The following is a 19,688-nucleotide window of genomic DNA, read 5'->3' as shown; positions in this document are numbered from 1 at the left end:
TGCACGTTCCTTTCTATCTGGTACCTTGTTTGCTAATCTTTGCCGGTGATGATTTCAACGCTATCCTTACCATCAACTTCGTTCACTGAGACTTGAATTCGTTCATTTTGGGCCGTCGGAATATTTTTACCGACAAAATCGGCCCGAATTGGTAATTCACGGTGGCCACGATCAACCAGCACCGCCAGGTTAATACTGTTGGGACGGCCTAAATCCATAATGGCATCCATGGCTGCACGAATGGTCCGACCGGTAAACAAAACATCATCGACCAATACCACTTTTTTATCCGTTACAGATGTATTGAGATTACTGATAGCAGCCTTGGTTGTTGGTTCTGAGTTGGCAATATCGTCACGATATCCGCTAACATCCAATTGACCAACAGGAACCACTGTATCTTCCAGCTGATGTAAACGCGATGCGATTCTGTCAGCTAAATAGACGCCACGTGTTTTAACACCGATCAAAACCAAATTTCCAATCCCACGATTACGTTCAATAATTTCGTAGGTGATTCGAGTCAACGCTCGTTGCATCGCCATTGCATCGACAACTTCTTTTGCCATTTTGAGTTACCCCTTTTATTTGTTTTCTTGTTCGTCCAGCTGCTTCAGCATAGCATCAAACCATGCTGGTAATGGAATTTCAAACCGCATTGTTTTACCTGTGCGGGGGTGAACGAATCCCAACGTTTGTGCGGTTAGGTACTGACCATTTCCTGACAGTGTCTTTTTAGGTCCGTATAACGGATCACCAGCCAGTGGATGCCCAATGTACGCCATGTGGACACGAATCTGATGTGTTCGGCCCGTTTCCAGTCGGCAACTAACCAGTGTGTACTGGCGGTACCGTTTGATCACATGAAAGTGTGTCACGGCATGCCGGCCATCTTTAACGATCGCCATTTTTTTGCGGTCTTTTGGAGAACGACCAATCGGTGCATCGATTGTGCCATCATCTTCGCTAATGACGCCGTGAACGAGCGCGATGTACTGGCGCTCATTCGTTTTAGCCTTAAGCTGTGCAGACAGACTCTGATGGGCCAAATCATTCTTGGCAATCATTAACAATCCAGACGTATCCTTGTCAATTCGGTGAACAATTCCGGGGCGCAGACTCCCATTGATTGTTGACAACGGGCTATGCGCTAATAACGCATTGACCAATGTATGATCAGGGTGTCCAGGTGCAGGATGAACCACCATTCCTTGTGGTTTATTGACGACAATAACATCGTCATCTTCGTACACAATGTCTAATGGAATGTCTTCAGGAACCAAGGCAATGGGCGTCGGCGTTTTGGATACAAACGTTACTGTGTCACCGCCGGCTACTTCATCTCGTTTTTTAACGTCTTGTCCATTAACAGTTACCCGGTGATCAATGATGGCATTTTGTGCCTGGGATCGTGTGATACCAGCTAATTGACTTAAAACCTTGTCCAGACGGCCGGTTTGTGTCGTAATGATAAATGTTTGTGTATCCGGTGTAGCGGCTTGAGCTGCCATGTTGTCATATTCCTGACGATGCGCTTTCGCATCGGGTTGCACATCAATGGATGATGCACTGGTTGTTTCATTTTTATTCATAGTTGTGTCGATTAATCCTTAATTATTTTGCTGCGTGTCGGGGACCACTGTGTTTAATTGGTCGATCATCCTTTTTTGGGGTTTTAGCCTTCTGTTTGGAACTTGCCTGACTGTGCCCTGTTGTATTGTCATCACGGTCAAAAATTACCGCAACAATCAACAAAATCACCCCAGCTGTGAGACACCAGTCTGCAAAATTACTGATTGGAAAACTCTTCATGAAATCCAGTTGAAACATGTCGACGACATAGCCCAAACGAATACGATCAATAAAGTTTCCGAGCGTTCCAGCCATCATAAAACTAATGCCCCACATGTACAATCGTTGGGCACGTAACCGCCACATCGCATAAGCCAAGACGATAACGGCCACAATTGTAATGACAATAAAGATGTCAATTCGGCCCGTCAAAATCGACCATGCGGCGCCATTGTTTCTAAGGCTCGTTAATGATAGCAGTCCGGGGATGAATGTATGCGTACTACCTAACGCTAAATTATTCGCAATATAGTACTTGATACCTTGATCAGCACCAACCAACACAGCAATAAAAATCCAGTAATATATCATTGGCGTAATGTGGCTCTCGGCCACAACTCCTTTTCATCAAGCTGATTTTTAGAAAATTCCAGAAATCTTGCCGTCATCTGTAATCGCCATGTCTAAAGCGGCAGGATGTTTCGGCAGACCGGGCATCGTTAAAATGGAGCCAGTTAGGGCCACCATGAAACCGGCACCTAAACGAGGTTCAAATGCCCGAATATGAATGTCAAAGTCCTTCGGAGCGCCGAGTTGCTTTGGACGATCTGTTAGTGAATACTGCGTTTTTGCCATGCAAACAGGTAGCTTATCCCAACCACGCTTTGCATACCGGCGTAACTGTGCCTTGGCATGTGGTTCCAAGACAACGCCGCGGCCACCATAAATGGTTGTCACAATTTTAGTTGCCTTAGTCACAATATCATCGTCGGCCTCATATAGTGGCTTGAAGTCGGTCGGTTGTTGCGCAGCACGAACAACGGCGTGAGCTAACTCGGTCGTCCCATCACCACCATGTGCCCATTCATCAGCTTCCACGGCCTCTACATTGAATTGTTGACAATAATTCTGAATCAATTTAATTTCTTCCGGGGTGTCTGATGTAAATGCATTAATGGCAACAACAACTGGCACTTGATAACGTTGCATGCTTTCAATGTGTTTACCGAGGTTGGCCAACCCTTTTTGCAATGCATCAAGATCTGGTGTTGTTAAATCAGCGAGTGCTTGACCGCCATGCAACTTGAGTGCACGAACAGTGGCTACCAAAACAACTGCATCTGGTGTTTTGCCAAGAACGGGCACCTTGATATCAAGAAACTTTTCGGCACCCAAATCAGCCCCAAAACCAGCCTCTGTAACGGCGTATTCACCTAATTGAAGTGCTGTTCGTGTCGCCAACACACTGTTGCAACCATGAGCAATATTGGCAAATGGTCCACCGTGAATGATGGCCGGCGTGCCTTCCAAAGTTTGAACAAGGTTTGGTTTGATTGCTTCCTTGAGGAGCAAAGCAATGGCACCACCGACTTGTAAATCAGCAACAGTCACTGGCTGCCGATCGTAGTTTTCAGCCACGACGATGCGGTTGATCCCTGCTTTTAAGTCGTGCAGATCAGTCGCCAAACACAAAATGGCCATCAATTCACTGGCAACAGTAATATCAAAATGATCTTGTCGAGGTGTACCAGAGGTTGGCCCCCCCATGCCGATAACCGTATTTCTAAGCGCACGATCGTTAATATCTAAGACACGGTGAAAACTGATTCGTCGTGGGTCAATATGTAGCTCGTTGCCTTGTTGAATGTGATTGTCAATTAACGCTGCCAAAGTGTTATTAGCAGTTGTCAGGGCATGAAAGTCCCCGTTAAAATGCAAATTAATGTCTTCCATTGGTGCAACTTGAGCGTAACCACCGCCAGTGGCACCGCCTTTCATTCCCATCACGGGACCTAAGGAAGGTTCGCGTAGGGCCAAAACGGCCCGTTTACCAATTTTGCGTAAACCATCACCAAGACCGATCGTAACTGTTGTCTTACCCTCACCAGCCGGGGTTGGATTAATTGATGTAACCAACACCAATTTGCCAGATTGACGTTTGCCAGTTAACGGCAAGTCAATTTTGCCTTTGTAACGGCCGTATGGTTCAATTTCATCCTCTGTTAAGCCTGCCGTCTCGGCAATTTCACTAATTTTACGCAATTCAGTTTGTTGTGCAATCTCAATATCTTTTGGTTGTGTCATGAACAACTTCCTCTCCTCAGACCGTTTAGGGTGTCTGTTATAATAAATCTTATTAGGGTTGGTCTAGTCAGCACTAACAATGGTTTTAATCTTCGCCAATGCGTGTTTAGTTACGCGGAATCGATAATGTTTGCCGCCCAAAGAAAAACTCATGGTGTGACCACTAAGCGACAAGTGTTCCAATTGATGAACATTGACAGTTAGTGCTCTGGGCGCCAGCATTCGACGAACAATTAGGTTTTGACCGGTAAAAACCAGTTGACGACCTAAAAGTTCCCAAGCGAGCAATAAAACAAATAAACAAGCGATGATAATCGCTGGCCAGTTAAACCGCGCCATTTCATACTGAAAAATCACGCCACCACAAAAGAAAATGGCGACCCATGACCAAATAATAACTGCAGTTAAACCGCTTGGCCGATAAAAAAAACGTTGTGTGTGCATCGACGTACGAAACCCCTTTCTTTCCAACACTTCTATTTTACCAAATTTAAGGACTAAGATGATGATCAAACTTTATACAGATGCGGCAAGCGTCGCAACTCATCCCAAAATAGCTCAAATTCCGAGTGGTGCAGGCATTCTTCTCGTTCAGAACGGTCACCAATATCCCTTCAAACAAATAGTCACCGCCGTTGATAATCATGCCGCTGAATTTCAGGCTGCTATTATCGGCTTTGAAAAAGCACAAAAATTGAGCGAATCGGAGGAAACCGTGATGTTTTTTACGGATAGTCGTTTAGTAGCAGATGCTGTCGGTAAAGGTGTTATGAAACATTACCCAGACCTAACACAAAAGTTACTGGCCCTCCAAGATTCGTTTCAATTAGTCATTACTCAGTGGATTCCCGACCGTCAGAACATGGGTGCCCACAGACTTGCCTTACAGGCACTACATCAAGCGCACTAAGCGTAGCATATCGAAAGATTATCAGAGCCGATTGACGACAATATTTAACGGATTTCAATATTTCATCCAGTTTCTGTTATTCGTTTAATAACAAACGACCACATGCAATACAGTTACACCCTTTTGACTGGCATTGGTTAATGTGTAACCCTGTTTGAATGTGTTAATTACGATTATTTGAAATAATAAGTCTTAGAGTATACATTAATAACAATTACACAAATGGCTTGTTGATTGTAGACATTCAATCACGATACCTTGTCCAACCTTTTGTACAGCGTTCGGTTGCCACTCAGCTAATTAAGCTGTTTTTGGAGGTGTTGTTATGTTAAATGCAACGAAGCTTGAATCAACTAAGTACTATCCGTCTAATCCACTGAAAAGACTCAGTTTTATCGCCAAATCAGTGTTGCTTGTAACCTCAATTTTTGTTTATAACGAAACTGGATTAGGACTGCTGGCCATTGCTGGAATGGTATCTTTAAACGCTCATTTCATGACATTTGAGGACACTGCCGACAGAAACCCGCTGAATCTTGTCGATTTGGTTGTATCGATTTTGCTTATTATCTTCACAACCATTTTAATGATTATTCGATCTTGATTAAGCTGTGGTTTGACTAGTTGAACTCAACGCAAAATATTCGAAAAAGAGAGCGGGACATAACACGCTTTGGCTTTCTCAGGTAACGCGAATAAGGCATTCATGCGTTTTTCCCATGAATGCCTTATTCGCGTTAGATGAGCAAAAGTCAGTGTTATGTCCCGCGTTTGCGGCAATTTTTCATCCGCATGATCTTTTGCGGTTGAAAAAAATTGCCTGCTGACATTTCATTAGACATTGAGTTGAGGCATTATGTCCCAGTTTCTTTTTTATATTCAGATCCCCATGTCTATTCATATGAACTTCTACTTATTATCATGATGCCAAATCGGTTTGCCCCAGTATTGGTACAGATCTGTACGTAAAGCCCCGTTATAAAGTTTTCGTTTCTTAGTCGCCCGCTGACCGTACGCGGCCTCGAAATCTAAATCACTGGTCAAAATATATTTACTCCACGTTGTCAGTGGTTTGAATGCCTTTCCCATGCCCTTATATAAGGCACGGACGGCCGTTTGATCGCTCAAACGTTCCCCATATGGCGGGTTGGCAACAATAACACCGTTAATTTTGTCGGTCGTCAATGCCGTTACATCTGCCACACTAAAGTGGACATCCTGGCTCAACCCAGCTGCTTGAGCGTTCTTTTTGGCGATGGCAACCATTTCAGGATCATTATCACTACCAGCAATGTCAAATTCACTATCATAATCTGCTGCAGCATCTGCTTCATCCCGTACTGTGTCGGCCACTTCAGAAGAAACCCATGGCCAGCTTTCACAAATGAAGTGACGGTTGTAACCAGGAGCAATGTTACGTGCAATAAGAGCTGCTTCAATCGGTAATGTACCTGATCCACAAACAGGATCAAGAAATGGCATGTCAGCGGGGGTCCAATGCGTTAATAAAATTAACGCAGCTGCCATATTTTCTTTCAGCGGCGCATCCCCTTTAGCCACCCGGTAACCACGTTTGAACAGTGAATCTCCCGTTGTGTCTAGCGTCAACATTACTTGATCTTTATTGATGGCAACTTCCAGTGGAAATTTAGCGCCCGTTTCCGGTAACCGGGTTCGGCGGTGGTAGACGTCGCTCAACTGAGTAACAATGGCCTTCTTTACAATCGCCTGAGCATCGGGAACACTATGCAGCTGTGAATTATGTGAACGCCCTTCCACTGGAAAATTTGCGTCCATTGGCAAAAGCTCATCCCAGGCCACAGCCTCAGTTTGGTCAAACAGTTCGGTAAATGTTAAAGCAGGGAATTCCTTAACCACAATTTTAATGCGATCAGCTGTCCGTAACCATAAGTTGGTTCGTAATATATCTCTAACAGTGCCATTGAAGCGGACACGGCCATTTTCGACCTGGGTTTCATACCCTAAATCTCTCAGTTCGCGGCCAACCAAGGCCTCAATACCTGCGGCACAAGTCGCAATTAATTGAAATGTTTGCATCTTTACTCCTTACTATGTTGTGAGTTGACTGTAATTGAGTTAGTTACTACTTTGCAATTACTTGCACCCACCAATTCGTTAACCATCTTACCATTTGCATTAGCAAGGTGCTACCCAATTAGGTAATCAGTACACGGTCATTGATTTTCCAATGCAAAGCACAAAAAAAGTCCTTCTCACACGTGAGAAGGACTGCCTGTTGCAAATTTCTGTAAGCCATGTTTTGTACTTTGTAGATCTCAGGCGCAATCTACTCCGTGGTAATCATCTATCTCAAGGTCAAAGACCTTCCCCCACAATCAGTTCAGTTACCTATGTGAAGCTCCCCTACCGTAGTTTGGGTTTCCCGCTCGAGGGGTTTACCGCGTTCCACCCAGCATGTTTCCATACTGGTTTCGTCACTGTGGCACTTTTCAGGGATACTAGCGCATAGCCGAAGCCTTAGCAACGTTTTCCCGCCGTTACCTTCAAAAGAGAAGGCACCCCAGCTTATTTTTTCACTGAGCACGAACACTACAGGCATCACAGCCTGTGCGAGCATGGACTTTCCTGACACAACATAAGTTATGCCCAATTACCCGAAATTTGCAATATTTGGTTAACAAATAAAATTAGTCGTTCCAACCAGACTGGGAACCGGCACTAAAAGTGTCTTGGCCCTTTTGGTTGTTAGCACCATTATCCAGCTGGGAACCAAATACATGGCGTTCCAAATTGCTAAGCCGTTTTAAAATATCCATGTTAGTTACGCTATTATTAGCTTGACTAGTGGACGTTTCAACGTTGCTTTGAACAGATTGACGAGCGTTAACTTGACGAGTTAAATCATCAACCTTCCCGGACAACTGTTCGTTTTCGGCGCGAAGTTGAGAAATTTCACGATTGAACATCTCGTAATCTTTGATTACAAGGTCCAAGAAACTGTCAACGTCCGTTGGGTCGTAGGCGGTTCCCATTCGTTTTTCCTTAAATTCTTTTTGCAGAATATCCTGCGTCGTAAAGTTGATCTCTTGCATGAACATTACACCTCATCATCTATCTGTCGAAACACGACTTTAAGTATTGTATCGCATGTTGACGAAAATTAAAATGACTGTCGATGATTTTCTTGATATTCATCGGCACTCTCTTGCAACCAGTCAAAATCTATGAGGGTCATTTCATAAGGATGCTGGTCGATAAAAGCCTTAATAGCTAAGTAATCGTACGTTGGCTTACCCTCGTGTTCTATATCATATACTAAAAGTGCCGCATCTGTATGTGAAAGCATAAAGGCTTGATAATTTTTTAATTGTTGCGGCGATTGATAAGATTGTTTTGAAACTGAATCTGAAAAATCAACCCGTTCACGCAACGTCGCAAGCTGAGCCTGATTGTTCTCATTCCAATTCTGTCCAAATTCAGCAAATGGTAACATCATGGCCACCTTGAGTTGTGGGTAATCAGCCTTAAGATCGTTGACAACCTCGATCGTCCACTGTTCAACACCCAGCTGACCGCCCGTAATTACCCAGTCAACACCATTTTCAATTTGGTTCGTCAACGTTTGCCGGAGCGCATACTTTATTACTGTGAGCTTGGGATCTTTACTTCCAAATACGCCGAGTTCATAACTACGATAACCAGTAACCCATAATCGACTCATACTAGTAAATATCCTTCCCAATTAGTTAAAATCAATAAATAAAAACTCACATTAGTAGCCTTAATTTAAATATCATTTTGCCATAAACAAAGTCTGTGACGCAAATTCCTGTAAAAATCCGTTCATTTTCGTCAAAAATTGCTTTTTTTCATCACAAACACATTAAACATAAGTTACGGGTTTGTTAACATCATTACAGTCTCGGAGACTGTTCGGCAAATCTGATATAATGGGAGCAATGTAAGAAAGTGTGGCGAAAATGCCTGCAAGTCTGGTAGTGGTAGGAAATTTTAAGATGTTTAAAGATTTAAAATTCAATCATTGTCTGTGCTCTTGCACGCTGTTGCACATAACTAAGGAGTGTGGTCTGTTGTGAACATCCGTTACCCAAACGGAGCAGCTTATCATGGACCAGCAAAACAGTCTGCCCCCTCGCATACCGGCACCAGAACAAATTATGGTGATCGTGGGATGTCTTTGGAGGCGGAGCTAAACGAAAGTAATCAATATTACCTGACGAATGGTATTGCGGTGATTCATAAAAAGCCGACGCCAGTTCAGATTGTGAAAGTTGATTACCCCAGACGGTCCGCTGCAACGATTAAAGAAGCCTACTTTAGGCATCCGTCAACAACCGATTATAATGGTGTGTATCAAGGCCACTACATCGATTTTGATGCGAAGGAAACGAAAAATAAAGTTTCTTTCCCGCTAAAAAATTTCCACGAGCATCAGGTGGAACACCTACGTGCCTGTGTTCAGGCCGGTGGGATTGGCTTTGCAATCATTCGATTCACCAATGAAGGGGATACGTTCTTGTTACCAGCCTCTGTCTTGTTCAAGTTTTGGGACAATCAGGCAAACGGTGGCCGAAAATCGATCCCCCGTGCGGACATTGAAGCAAGTGGATATTCAATTCCCTTTCAGCTTAATCCGCTAGTTCCATACCTAAGTGCAGTCGATTCACTGATTGCAAAAAAGAAGTAACTGTTTAAGGAGAGCAACATGTCTGACAATAATGATCAATCTCAGTCACGAATCGCCCGGTACCATGGCGACGATGGCAGTCTACAAACATCCGGTCCCAAACGAAGACGACCTCTTTGGCGAACCATTTTATACTGGTTACTTGGCATTATTTTGCTGGGTATCTTGGCAGGCGGCGGATTGTTTGCTTACTACGCTTCTAGCGCGCCCAAAATCACGACTGCACAATTAACTAGCCAAAACTCCACCGAAATTTTAGATGACAGCGGTAATGTTATTTCAAACTTAGGTGCTCAAAACCGGACGTACGTGCATTCGCAGGATATCCCAACGACATTGAAACAATCAGTTGTTTCTATTGAGGACCGCCGCTTCTATAAACACCACTTCGGAATTGATCCAATGCGAATCATTAGTGCAACATTGGCCAATATTCACGGTAGTTCATTGGGATTACAAGGTGGGTCAACGTTAACGCAACAACTGGTTAAACTGTCCGTCTTCTCAACAGCAGCTTCTGACCGTACGTTAAAACGTAAATCACAAGAAGCCGCGCTAGCCTATTACGTGGAAAAACATTATTCCAAAGACCAGATCTTAGAGTACTACATTAACAAGGTTTATATGGGTAATGGTGTTTACGGCATGGCTACTGCCGCTAAATACTATTACAATCAGCCATTAAAGAAGCTTAACTACACTGAATTAGCAGTTCTTGCCGGAATGCCTCAGTCGCCAACCTACTATGATCCAGTGGCCCATCCCAGTTATGCTAAGCAACGACGCGATACAGTGTTACGAGCAATGTATGAAAACAAAGTTATCAGCAAACAACAACTAACGGATGGGCTCAACACCCCAATCTCTTCGGGATTGTCCGTTAACCATACTGTTAATGGTACAGATTCGAACGATAAAATTTTCGATGCTTATCTGCAACAAGTCATCAAAGAAGTTGAAAAGAAAGGCTACAACCCTTACAAGGAAGGCATTAAGGTTTACACCAACCTTAATATGAACGCTCAGAAACGGTTATACGACATCGTTAACACTGATAAGTACGTGGACTTCCCTAGCGACCTGCTTCAAGTTGGTGTCACGATGACAGATCCTCAAACCGGAGCTGTCACAGCCATGATTGGTAGCCGAAAACAAAACGTTGCATTTGGATTAAACCGAGCCACACAAACGGATCGGTCCTCCGGTTCAACCATCAAACCATTTATGGATTATGGTCCAGCCATCGAGTACAAACAATGGCCAACGTTTAAAACCGTTCAAGACACTAAGTACAATTATCCTGGGACTAACATTCAACTAAATGACTGGGATCAAAAGTATCAAGGGTCTTTAACGATGCGTAAGGCGTTGGTTGAATCTCGTAACATTCCTGCCATTCGGACATTGGAAGCAGTCGGATTGAACCGGGCAACTGAATTTATGGCTCAAAACGGCATGAAGTTTAAATCAGCCTTGCAATATTCAAATGGGATCGGTGCCTATGTTTCCAGTGAACAGGAATCGGCAGCTTTTGGTGCCATTGCGAACGGCGGAACATACCGCGCTCCTCATCTAGTCAATAAAGTCATTACTGCTGACGGTGTTACCCACAAGTTCGACGTGGCCTCACACAGATCAATGACTTCCGCAACAGCATACATGCTGACGGATATGCTTAAGGGCGTGCCAACAGCTACGTGGGCCCCTGGCGCACAAATTCCTGGTTTATATCAGGCCGGTAAAACTGGTCAGTCAGGCTATCCAAGCAGTGTGTCAGGCATTCCAGACGGCGCTGTTATGGATGCTTGGTATTCCGGTTATACGCAACACAGTTCCATCTCCGTTTGGACCGGTTATGATCAACCAAACGAACCAAATCATTACATGACAACAGCACAATTATCAATCGCAGAGTCCATTTACAAGAACCTCCAAATGTACATGGCACAAACACAATCCAATGACAATTGGGTTCGTCCAAGCAGTGTACAAGTTGTGCGTCATAACGGCGTTGATGAACTTGCCGTAGTTGGTTCAGACTGGAAACAATATCTAAATGAGAAGGATCAAAGTAGCTCTACTGGTTCTTCATCCTCCATGGTTTCCTTCTCTTCTTTCTCGCGAGACAACAATTCGAGTTCAAGCACGTCCGATAATGCTGCTTCCAGCCGCGAATCTGAAAGCAATGCTACTCAGGGCGGCAATAATGACAACAGTTCTTCGAATGACGCTAGCTCAAGTTCATCGAGTAGTAACTCCGAGAGCAATAGCTCATCAAACAGTGAAAGCAACAATAGTCAAAGCAGTAGTCACTAACATATACCACTATATTTAAACCGATTTTAAAAGGGCACCTCTCTTAGTCAGAAACTAAGAAAGGTGCCCTTTTCATTTGTTACGATTGTGTCGGTGGCTCTGAAACCTTAAATAAGGGAATACTTGGCCCCTTCGGTGTCGTCTGTGCCGGCGGCGCGGCCTGTTTTGTGCGTCTTTGTGATAATTCTTTTTCCACCTGCCCCGCGGAAGTTAAATTTTTCTGGCGCCAACTGAGAAGAATTCGATCAATATAACGCAAACTATAAGCTTGGTTTAGCACTGCTTCACGTAAAGCAATTAGAATTAATTCAGGTTTGAAATGGTCTTCATCAAACCAACGTGCGATTGTTTGAAGCTCCGTCGGACTGAGTGGTCGGCCAAACTCAACCTCAATTTTGTTAAACACATCTTCTCTAGCTGACTTTGAATCTGGCGCAGATACGGCAGCAGCGGTTGTATGCACACCGCTGAGTGTATCTGGCAAAGCAGCCAGCTTTTGGTACAGCGGTGAAAAGTCGTAACGATCACGCAATTTGCCGGTCTCATCGGCTTTAGACTCAATCAACAACAAATCCTTCTTGAGCAAATTATCCAACTGCGTATAAACGTCAGCAGTAGTGGTGCCCATTACGTTTGCAACGGCCTCTGCATCAGGAAAATCAATACCACGATCCAAAGAACGTTTATATTGTAAAAACACAATCAGTTCCTCGTTAGTCATATTTAATTCTCGATAATGAGTCAGAATTAAATTATTGATTGTCGTTTCACCAGCCTGCAATAAAGCTGACGCAAAATTTTCCAATTCGTGCACCTTCTTTTCTTCCTGTACTATACCAGTAATTGTGCCTGAACACTATCCAGATAATTAGCGACTGATCACCTCGTATTTTGAAAACAATTAACGTCGCTCACTACACATAAAAATGGTTTTCATGAGATTGTCTCACAAAAACCACTTTAACAAATACATTTAAAATTACGGGTAAATCCGGTTGATCATCCGTGGGAATGGAATCGTCTCACGCAAGTGATCTTGAAGTGTGATCCACGTTAAGAACCGTTCAAGGCCCAAACCGAAACCAGAGTGCGGAACACTACCGTATTTGCGTAAATCGAGGTACCAATCGTAATCCTTAGGATCTTGGCCAGATTCCACAATTCGGTCACGCAAGTAATCAAAGTCAGTATCACGTTCAGAACCACCAATGATTTCGCCGTAGCCTTCTGGCGCAAGTAAGTCAGCACAGATAACCACGTCATCACGGGTTGGGTGCCGCTTCATGTAGAACGCTTTGATTGCCTTGGGATAGTTCAGGACAAACACGGGTTGATCAAAGTGATTAGCGAGGAATGTTTCTTCAGGTGATCCAAAGTCAACGCCCCAATCAACATCGAAGTCGTTTTCTTGAAGTAACTTAATTGCATCATCGTAAGAAATCCGTGGATATGGTAACCGCGTGTACTTCTTCAACGTTTCCACATCACGACCAATAACGGCTAATTCACTTTGACAGTTATCGATTACTGACTGCACTAAAAAGGCAATGTATTGTTCTTGAATAGCCAAACTGTCTTCTTGGTGCATCCACGCCATTTCTGGTTCGATCATCCAAAATTCTGTTAAATGACGACGAGTCTTCGATTTTTCTGCTCGGAAACTAGGGCCAAATGAGAATACCCGACCAAATGCCATCGCTGCAGCTTCTTCATACAGTTGACCAGTTTGAGACAGGAAGGCATCCTGTCCAAAATAGTCTGTCTTAAATAATTCAGTCGTGCCTTCTGGTGCAGAACCAGTCAACAGTGGAGCGTCAATCTTGATAAAGTCACGATCATTAAAGAATTCAAATGTTGCGCGAATGACTTCATTACGGATTTTAAGTAAAGCGTGAGGCTTAGAAGAACGTAACCACAAATGACGATGATCCAACAGAAAATCGATGCCGTGCTCTTTTGGTGTAATCGGATAGTCTTCACTTTCACCAACGACTTCGAAATCTTCAATTTCCATTTCGTAGCCAAACTTGGAGCGACTGTCTTCATGAATTGTCCCAGTCACATACAAACTCGTTTCTTGGCGCAGTTCTTTAGCTTCGTTGAATTTTTCTTCGCTAACGTCATTTTTTCTTAAGACACCCTGAAAAAATGCTGTCCCGTCACGAAGCTGTAAAAACGCAATCTTCCCGCTAGAGCGTTTATTGCTAAGCCATACACCAATACGAACTTTTTCGTCGACGTGTTCCGGTGCGTGAATGATGCTGATTGTTTCCACTGAAATTTCCCCTTTTGTTTAAAATTATAGATTCTGAATGGATTGAACCATGGTGCCATCCTTAAAACGAATTAAGTCGTAGCATAGGTTGCCCTTCTGATTTAGGTAGGTAACCTCCCAAACAGGTTCTGACTTGCGAATACCTAAACCAATATTCAGCACTTTTTTAGGATTGCTCTTTTGCCAAACTTGGCGAAGAATCGCTGTTTTTGAAGTACCATCGGACTGCTTCAAAATCTTCGTTTGCCCGTTTTGCTTTGCCACCACAACGTAAACCGCTTGATTTTTCGCATTGCGACCGCTAACCGAATAATAGGTATGCTGCCGATTGTAAGTCAAAAAATCCCCTGTATTACTGATACCTTTTTGACGTGCAATACTAACAGTCTGTCCCGCAGCAGTTTTAGCTGGTCTCAAGGCCTCGTGAAAAATGATCCCAATGCTGCCAGCAATAAAGGCCACGATTAGCACGGTCCATAAAATAATTTGTGACCACTGGCGCTGCTGATGCTGTTTTCGCTGCATGCTAACCTCCATTCGTTCCGTTAACACGAAAATGTCAATAACCTGATTAATTATAGCAAACATCGCCAATCAAACAACGGTCTACTAGTCATTTAAAGAAATTTTGTGTTTGTTTGATGATTTCTGCCGTTCCTTGGGGAATCACTGGCAATGCATCTGGTAGTGCCTTTTGCATGGTACCACCGTAACGTTTCGTTATCAGCCGTGGATCTAGCACGACAATGACCCCACGATCATTATCCGTGCGAATCAATCGGCCGATCCCTTGCCGTAAACGTAAGGTTGCCTTCGGTAGGGCTGAGGAATAAAACGGATTATGCCCCTTGGCTTCCAACTGAGCATTGGTCGCAGCAACCAGTAAGTCCGTTGGTGCGTCAAACGGCAGTCGTGTAATGACAACTAATTCCAACGCATCCTTAGGTAAATCAATACCTTCCCAGTAACTGGCGGCCCCCAACAAAACGGCGCTATTTTCGGTCGTAAATCGTTTTAAATTCTTTTCACGACTACCGGTAACCCCTTGTGCGTATACAGTATGGTTCTCTGGTAGCAGACCGTGTGTCAAAGCCTCGTAAACAGCGCTAACTGCTGCTAGCGAATTAAACAGGACTAATGTTTGACGGCTGGTCGTTTGGACAAGCTTTGCAATTGTTGAAGCCCAGTAATGAATTTGCTCATCAGGATGGTTAAGATTAATCGCTGGTGCATCGGTCGCAACAAACAACCGTGCCTGTGATGCGTAATCAAAACGCTCTGCAAGCCGTTTGGTAGCCGTTTCTTGCCGATCCAAGTCTAACTGATCAATTAGGTAATTTGCTCTGGAGGATGTAAATAACGTGGCCCCTGTGAACGTCGGTTGTTTAAAATGCGCATAAACATTTTGACGAAGCCAGCCAGTTGCAAGCAACAGGCCACCGCTAAGCTCCAAGCTCGACGAATCACCATATTGATTTTGGCGTAACCAGTATACGTTAGCGATTTCTTGATCGTTTAACTGAGTCTTGAAAGCATCAAGTTGAGCCAGCAAGTCTGTGATTCGCCCCACAGTGCCTGCAAATTCATGCATCAACGCTGCATCCGAATTTAACCACTTTTTTGACTGGACCGTAAACCGCTGTTGCAACTTTGTCAGCGCCGTTGTTAAGGCTATTTGACCGTTCATTAGTGTCGTAAAAGCACCCTTATCATCATTCATCAGTTGTTTGAGTTGACGATTATCAATCAACTGTTCGACAATGCGTTGACCCCGCGCACTAACTTGGGCACTCAGTAAGAATTGTCGATACATGGAGTGACCAAATTGATCTAAATCTGCATCTAGTTTAATCAAGGTGTTAGACAATGACCGCAATTGCGTAACGGCCACAGCATCCTCGCTAAACATCTCAGTCAGATGATGATCATGTTGATTAAAAATGTTTGCCTGCGCGTGGTGTAACAATGAAACCAAATCGTGAAAACGAACTGTATTGCGATGTTGATTGACAGCGACATCTGGCAAGTGCTGGGCCTCATCAACTAACAAATATGGCTTATTAAGCAATGTGTCCAGTTGATCGGCATGTTGCGTTAAGTACGCGTGATTAACAATAATTAGGTTTGCCTGACGAATACGATGGTCTAAACGTCGCAAATAATCGTCTTCATAAAAAGGATCACTTGGTTTAATGGTTTTTAGACCGCGATGGCAAACTTCTTCAAACAGTTGTGCTCGATAAGACGTTAAATGTAGTTCATCCAAGTCACCAGTTTCAGTTTGTAGCAACCAAACCAAAATACGTGCTTTAAGAAATTGACTCTGTTGAGAATGTTCCGGTACGGTCAATGTATCTGCGAACCGGTTTAAATCAAGATAGTGTTGATTGCCTTTAACAGCCACCACATTGAGGTCAAACGGTAACATGTCTTGTAATTGTGGCAATGTCTCTTGCATAAATTGGCCTTGCAATAGCGTGGTTTGGGTTGAAATGACCGTCGATTGGCCCGTTTGCGATAGGTAAGCAAATGGCACCGCATACCCCAACGTTTTACCAATACCTGTCGGCGCCTCAATAATCAAATTTTTAGTGTTTTCATGACTGTAGTTATTGAAAATTTGATTCATCATTTTGGCTTGCGGATCACGCCAACTAATTTTGGTGCCCCATAATTTCTGCTTTGCCGCTTTTGACTTCGGGTAAGCTTGTGGCTGTCCCAAATCGACTGCCTTAATTGGTGTGGCCTCATGAAGCACCAACCGATCACGAACATATTCACCAGCTGGTAATTTGCTGGGATGATGACGTGCTTCCTCTAAGGCAACGTTAAAAACTGCCGTTGTGTCCTGTGGTAATGACAGGTTTAAGTTGGTCAATTGACGTAGTGTATTAATCGGTAGCTGGTGCAGTTTATCCAATAATTTAATTAACAAAACAGCTGTTGCATCTGCGTCTGAGTCGGCCGTATGTGGCTGATCATGCTCAATGTGAAAATGAGCGCTCAAATCCCGCAAACGGAAACTTGGCAGCGTTGGAAATAAAATTTGGGTCAACGTCACCGTATCAATCGCTTCGATTTGAAGCGCCGGATACCCCACTCTGGCAAATTCGGCATTTAAAAAAGGAAAATCAAAGTTCACGTTGTGTGCAACAAAGACCGTGCCTTGAAGCATGGCATAAAAGGATGCTGCAATATCATCGAAAAAAGGAGCGTTCGCAACATCACGATTCGTAATGCTGGTTAAATGTGTAATGGCGCTTGGAATTGATTTTCCCGGATTAATTTTCGTACTATATTGATTGACGACCTTACCGTGTTTAACAAACGCGCAGCCAATCTGGATGACGCGATCGCCATCTTTTACGCTGGTGCCAGTCGTTTCAATATCAACGACGGCGTAAGTTGTGTCTTTATCCATTAAGTCTGAATACCTTTCTACTAAATAATGACAACACCGGTTTTACATCTTATTCTCAGCGTTTCCAATGTTGAAATTATGATCCTTGTTTCATTCTACTCTGTTTGTTGCAGTAGGCAAAGACCCGCTAAGCATGATAAAGCATTTGTGTATGTGGTATGATGATGGTCGTAAAATATGCCGAAGGAGTGACGTCATCATGCGTGTTGCGACAGGTAGCGCTCATGCGAAGATTATTTTAATTGGTGAGCATAGCGTTGTTCACCACCAACCGGCGATCGCTGTGCCCTTACTCAACGTTGCTGTAACCGCTACATTAAGCGAAACAACGCGCGGTCAACGTCTAATAAGTAGCTACTTCACTGGTTCATTAGTAGACTTACCGGGTGAATTTGAGGGAATACGCGTCTTACTGCAACGCCTGTTGCGTCGGTTCAACGCTTTATCTTTAAACTTCGATTTAAAAATTGATAGTGCCATTCCTGAGGAACGTGGCATGGGCTCGTCAGCGGCGGTTGCGACCGCAGTGACGCGTGCTGTTTATGCTTTTTTTGAAAACGCGTTGGATCCACAACTGTTGTTAGACACGGTAAACATTGAGGAAGTTATCACGCATGGGTCGCCATCTGGTATTGACGCGGCAACGGTCAGTTCTACGCAACCGGTGTGGTTAGTCAAAGGTAGTCCGCTCAAACATTTTCCGATTCACATGAACGCCTTTTTAGTTGTTGGTGACACAGGTGTAACCGGTCAAACCAGCATGGCAGTCAATTCAGTCAGTGAACTGCTTAAAGACGATGAACAGCCTGGCGTTGGTCAACATTTGATCAATCATCTCGGCACGCTAACTACTGCGGCGGCCAAGTACCTCCAACACAATCAAGTTCGATTGTTAGGACAAACATTGACAGCTGCACAACAGGATTTAACCGAACTTGGTGTTAACCACCCTGTTTTACAACATTTAATTAATGCTGCAAATGATGCTGGCGCATTAGGTGCCAAACTAACGGGTGGTGGTCTAGGGGGATGCATGTTTGCACTGACCCAAACCGCCGAGCAAGCCGCTAAAGTGGCCAATGCTTTGGAACAGCATGGTGCTGTGGCAACTTGGATTGAACCATTAGCACAACAGTAACCTGACTCCAGACTATGGATAAGATCAGAAATAAAGCTCGAAAGATAGGACATTAGCAATATGACAATTTCGCAAACACCTGTGATTGCAAAAGCGCATACAAACATTGCATTAGTTAAATACTGGGGCAAAGCAGATGAGCGGCTTATTTTACCCACAAATGATTCAATCTCCATGACACTAGACCATTTTTACACGACAACCAGCGTTCAATTTGATGAACAGTTGGTCGCCGATGACATCATCTTAGACGGAATCAAATTGCCGACAGATGGTCAGCAACGAATTCGTCAATTCATGGATCTAGTGCGTCAACGTGCTCACACCAACCTATTTGCTCGTATTGAAACAAGTAATCACGTGCCGACCACAGCTGGCTTGGCGTCATCTGCATCTGGTTTTGCAGCTTTAGCTGGGGCTGCCGCTAAAGCTGCCGGTCTCAGTCTGTCCCGACGCGAACTATCCCAGCTGGCAAGACGTGGTTCTGGTTCGGCTACCCGTTCAATCTTTGGCGGTTTCGTTCAATGGCACGCTGGTCACGACAACGAAAGTTCGTTTGCTGAGCCATTAGATGAACAAGTTGACTGGCCAATTCGAATGATTGCCATTGTTGTCTCACAAGATGAGAAAAAAGTTGGCAGCCGGCATGGCATGAAACAGTCACAAACATCACCGTTCTTTAATGACTGGGTTAAGCAAGCCAATGCTGACATCAAGCCAATGAAAGATGCATTACTTAAAAAAGATATAAACCGTGTTGGTTCAATCGCGGAACATAATGCAATGTGCATGCATGCAACGACTCTTAGTGCCACACCGCCTTTCACATACTTTAATGGTGATACCATTAAGGCAATGCAATTAATTAACGACTTGCGCTCAATAGGTCTGAACTGCTATTATACGATGGACGCGGGTTCAAATGTAAAAGTCATCTGCTTAGCAAACGAAGTTGACACCATTTTGGACCATCTACGGCCAGTGTTTGGCAATGACCAATTGGTTGTCGCAAAACCAGGCCCAGGCTTGACCTATTTATAAAATTTTGAAATAAGCAATGTT

The 19,688-nt window shown here is 43.9% G+C and carries 17 protein-coding genes, 1 other RNA gene and 1 pseudogene; 6 read left to right on the top strand and 13 right to left on the bottom strand.

Annotated elements, in window-relative coordinates:
- Positions 1–32 precede the first annotated feature (32 nt).
- The 5 genes and pseudogenes from pyrR to LROSL1_RS06555 form a co-directional block, all read right to left on the bottom strand.
- Positions 33–569, bottom strand: coding sequence for a bifunctional pyr operon transcriptional regulator/uracil phosphoribosyltransferase PyrR (gene pyrR / locus LROSL1_RS06575; protein WP_017261838.1), 537 nt, complete (start codon positions 567–569; stop codon positions 33–35).
- A gap of 15 nt (positions 570–584) precedes the next feature.
- Entirely contained in the window at positions 585–1,511 is a 927-nt protein-coding gene (locus LROSL1_RS06570; protein ID WP_178914940.1) for an RluA family pseudouridine synthase, read from the bottom strand.
- A 205-nt stretch (positions 1,512–1,716) separates the two neighbouring features.
- Positions 1,717–2,163 (bottom strand): annotated as a pseudogene (lspA, locus tag LROSL1_RS06565) (signal peptidase II); the annotation flags it as partial.
- A gap of 48 nt (positions 2,164–2,211) precedes the next feature.
- Positions 2,212–3,876, bottom strand: coding sequence for a formate--tetrahydrofolate ligase (locus tag LROSL1_RS06560; RefSeq protein ID WP_178914109.1), 1,665 nt, complete (start codon positions 3,874–3,876; stop codon positions 2,212–2,214).
- A gap of 63 nt (positions 3,877–3,939) precedes the next feature.
- A complete protein-coding gene (locus LROSL1_RS06555) occupies positions 3,940–4,320 on the bottom strand; it encodes an EbsA family protein (protein WP_017261834.1) in 381 nt (126 codons plus the stop codon).
- A 58-nt stretch (positions 4,321–4,378) separates the two neighbouring features.
- Here LROSL1_RS06555 and LROSL1_RS06550 point away from each other — a divergent pair, with 58 nt between their 5' ends.
- Together LROSL1_RS06550 and LROSL1_RS06545 are read left to right on the top strand one after the other, a co-directional pair.
- A complete protein-coding gene (locus LROSL1_RS06550; protein WP_404825826.1) occupies positions 4,379–4,786 on the top strand; it encodes a ribonuclease HI family protein in 408 nt (135 codons plus the stop codon).
- Between the two features lie 325 nt (positions 4,787–5,111).
- Entirely contained in the window at positions 5,112–5,390 is a 279-nt protein-coding gene (locus LROSL1_RS06545) for a hypothetical protein (protein ID WP_017261832.1), read from the top strand.
- Between the two features lie 305 nt (positions 5,391–5,695).
- Here the strand turns inward: LROSL1_RS06545 and LROSL1_RS06540 are convergent, their stop codons facing one another.
- The 4 genes from LROSL1_RS06540 to LROSL1_RS06525 all read right to left on the bottom strand — a co-directional run bounded on the left by LROSL1_RS06540 (position 5,696) and on the right by LROSL1_RS06525 (position 8,489).
- Positions 5,696–6,844 (bottom strand): THUMP domain-containing class I SAM-dependent RNA methyltransferase, encoded by a 1,149-nt coding sequence (locus tag LROSL1_RS06540; protein ID WP_178914108.1) that lies wholly within the window; start codon positions 6,842–6,844, stop codon positions 5,696–5,698.
- Positions 6,845–7,051: 207 nt separating this feature from the next.
- Positions 7,052–7,430: RNase P RNA component class B (gene rnpB / locus LROSL1_RS06535), an RNA gene on the bottom strand.
- A 25-nt stretch (positions 7,431–7,455) separates the two neighbouring features.
- Positions 7,456–7,860 (bottom strand): cell division regulator GpsB, encoded by a 405-nt coding sequence (gene gpsB / locus LROSL1_RS06530; RefSeq protein WP_017261829.1) that lies wholly within the window; start codon positions 7,858–7,860, stop codon positions 7,456–7,458.
- A 68-nt stretch (positions 7,861–7,928) separates the two neighbouring features.
- Positions 7,929–8,489 carry an SLOG family protein gene (locus tag LROSL1_RS06525; RefSeq protein WP_178914107.1) on the bottom strand — a complete coding sequence of 187 codons (561 nt, stop codon included), beginning with the start codon at positions 8,487–8,489 and terminating at the stop codon, positions 7,929–7,931.
- Positions 8,490–8,861: 372 nt separating this feature from the next.
- Between LROSL1_RS06525 and recU the strand changes: the two genes are divergently transcribed.
- On the top strand, positions 8,862–9,476 hold the full coding sequence (gene recU / locus LROSL1_RS06520; protein ID WP_017261827.1) for a Holliday junction resolvase RecU: 615 nt from the start codon (positions 8,862–8,864) through the stop codon (positions 9,474–9,476).
- 18 nt (positions 9,477–9,494) lie between these two features.
- Positions 9,495–11,792 carry a transglycosylase domain-containing protein gene (locus LROSL1_RS06515; RefSeq protein WP_017261826.1) on the top strand — a complete coding sequence of 766 codons (2,298 nt, stop codon included), beginning with the start codon at positions 9,495–9,497 and terminating at the stop codon, positions 11,790–11,792.
- A 79-nt stretch (positions 11,793–11,871) separates the two neighbouring features.
- Here LROSL1_RS06515 and LROSL1_RS06510 read toward each other — a convergent pair whose 3' ends face one another.
- From LROSL1_RS06510 to LROSL1_RS06495, 4 genes are all read right to left on the bottom strand, one after another.
- Positions 11,872–12,597 (bottom strand): DnaD domain-containing protein, encoded by a 726-nt coding sequence (locus LROSL1_RS06510; protein WP_178914106.1) that lies wholly within the window; start codon positions 12,595–12,597, stop codon positions 11,872–11,874.
- Positions 12,598–12,771: 174 nt separating this feature from the next.
- Positions 12,772–14,067, bottom strand: coding sequence for an asparagine--tRNA ligase (asnS, locus tag LROSL1_RS06505; RefSeq protein WP_017261824.1), 1,296 nt, complete (start codon positions 14,065–14,067; stop codon positions 12,772–12,774).
- A gap of 24 nt (positions 14,068–14,091) precedes the next feature.
- Complete coding sequence (locus LROSL1_RS06500) at positions 14,092–14,592, bottom strand: cell wall elongation regulator TseB-like domain-containing protein (RefSeq protein WP_178914105.1); 501 nt, start codon at positions 14,590–14,592, stop codon at positions 14,092–14,094.
- 88 nt (positions 14,593–14,680) lie between these two features.
- Positions 14,681–17,488 carry a helicase C-terminal domain-containing protein gene (locus LROSL1_RS06495; RefSeq protein ID WP_178914104.1) on the bottom strand — a complete coding sequence of 936 codons (2,808 nt, stop codon included), beginning with the start codon at positions 17,486–17,488 and terminating at the stop codon, positions 14,681–14,683.
- A 199-nt stretch (positions 17,489–17,687) separates the two neighbouring features.
- Here LROSL1_RS06495 and mvk point away from each other — a divergent pair, with 199 nt between their 5' ends.
- Positions 17,688–18,626 carry a mevalonate kinase gene (mvk, locus tag LROSL1_RS06490; protein WP_225440566.1) on the top strand — a complete coding sequence of 313 codons (939 nt, stop codon included), beginning with the start codon at positions 17,688–17,690 and terminating at the stop codon, positions 18,624–18,626.
- Between the two features lie 60 nt (positions 18,627–18,686).
- Positions 18,687–19,667, top strand: a complete 981-nt coding sequence (gene mvaD, locus LROSL1_RS06485) for a diphosphomevalonate decarboxylase (protein WP_178914103.1) — start codon at positions 18,687–18,689, stop codon at positions 19,665–19,667.
- Positions 19,668–19,688: the final 21 nt, after the last annotated feature.

Origin of the sequence: Furfurilactobacillus rossiae, assembly GCF_013394005.1 — a bacterium.
GTDB lineage: Bacteria > Bacillota > Bacilli > Lactobacillales > Lactobacillaceae > Furfurilactobacillus > Furfurilactobacillus rossiae.
The sequence above is the reverse complement of the archived record's forward strand: the minus strand, read 5'-3'. Positions and strand labels throughout refer to the sequence as shown.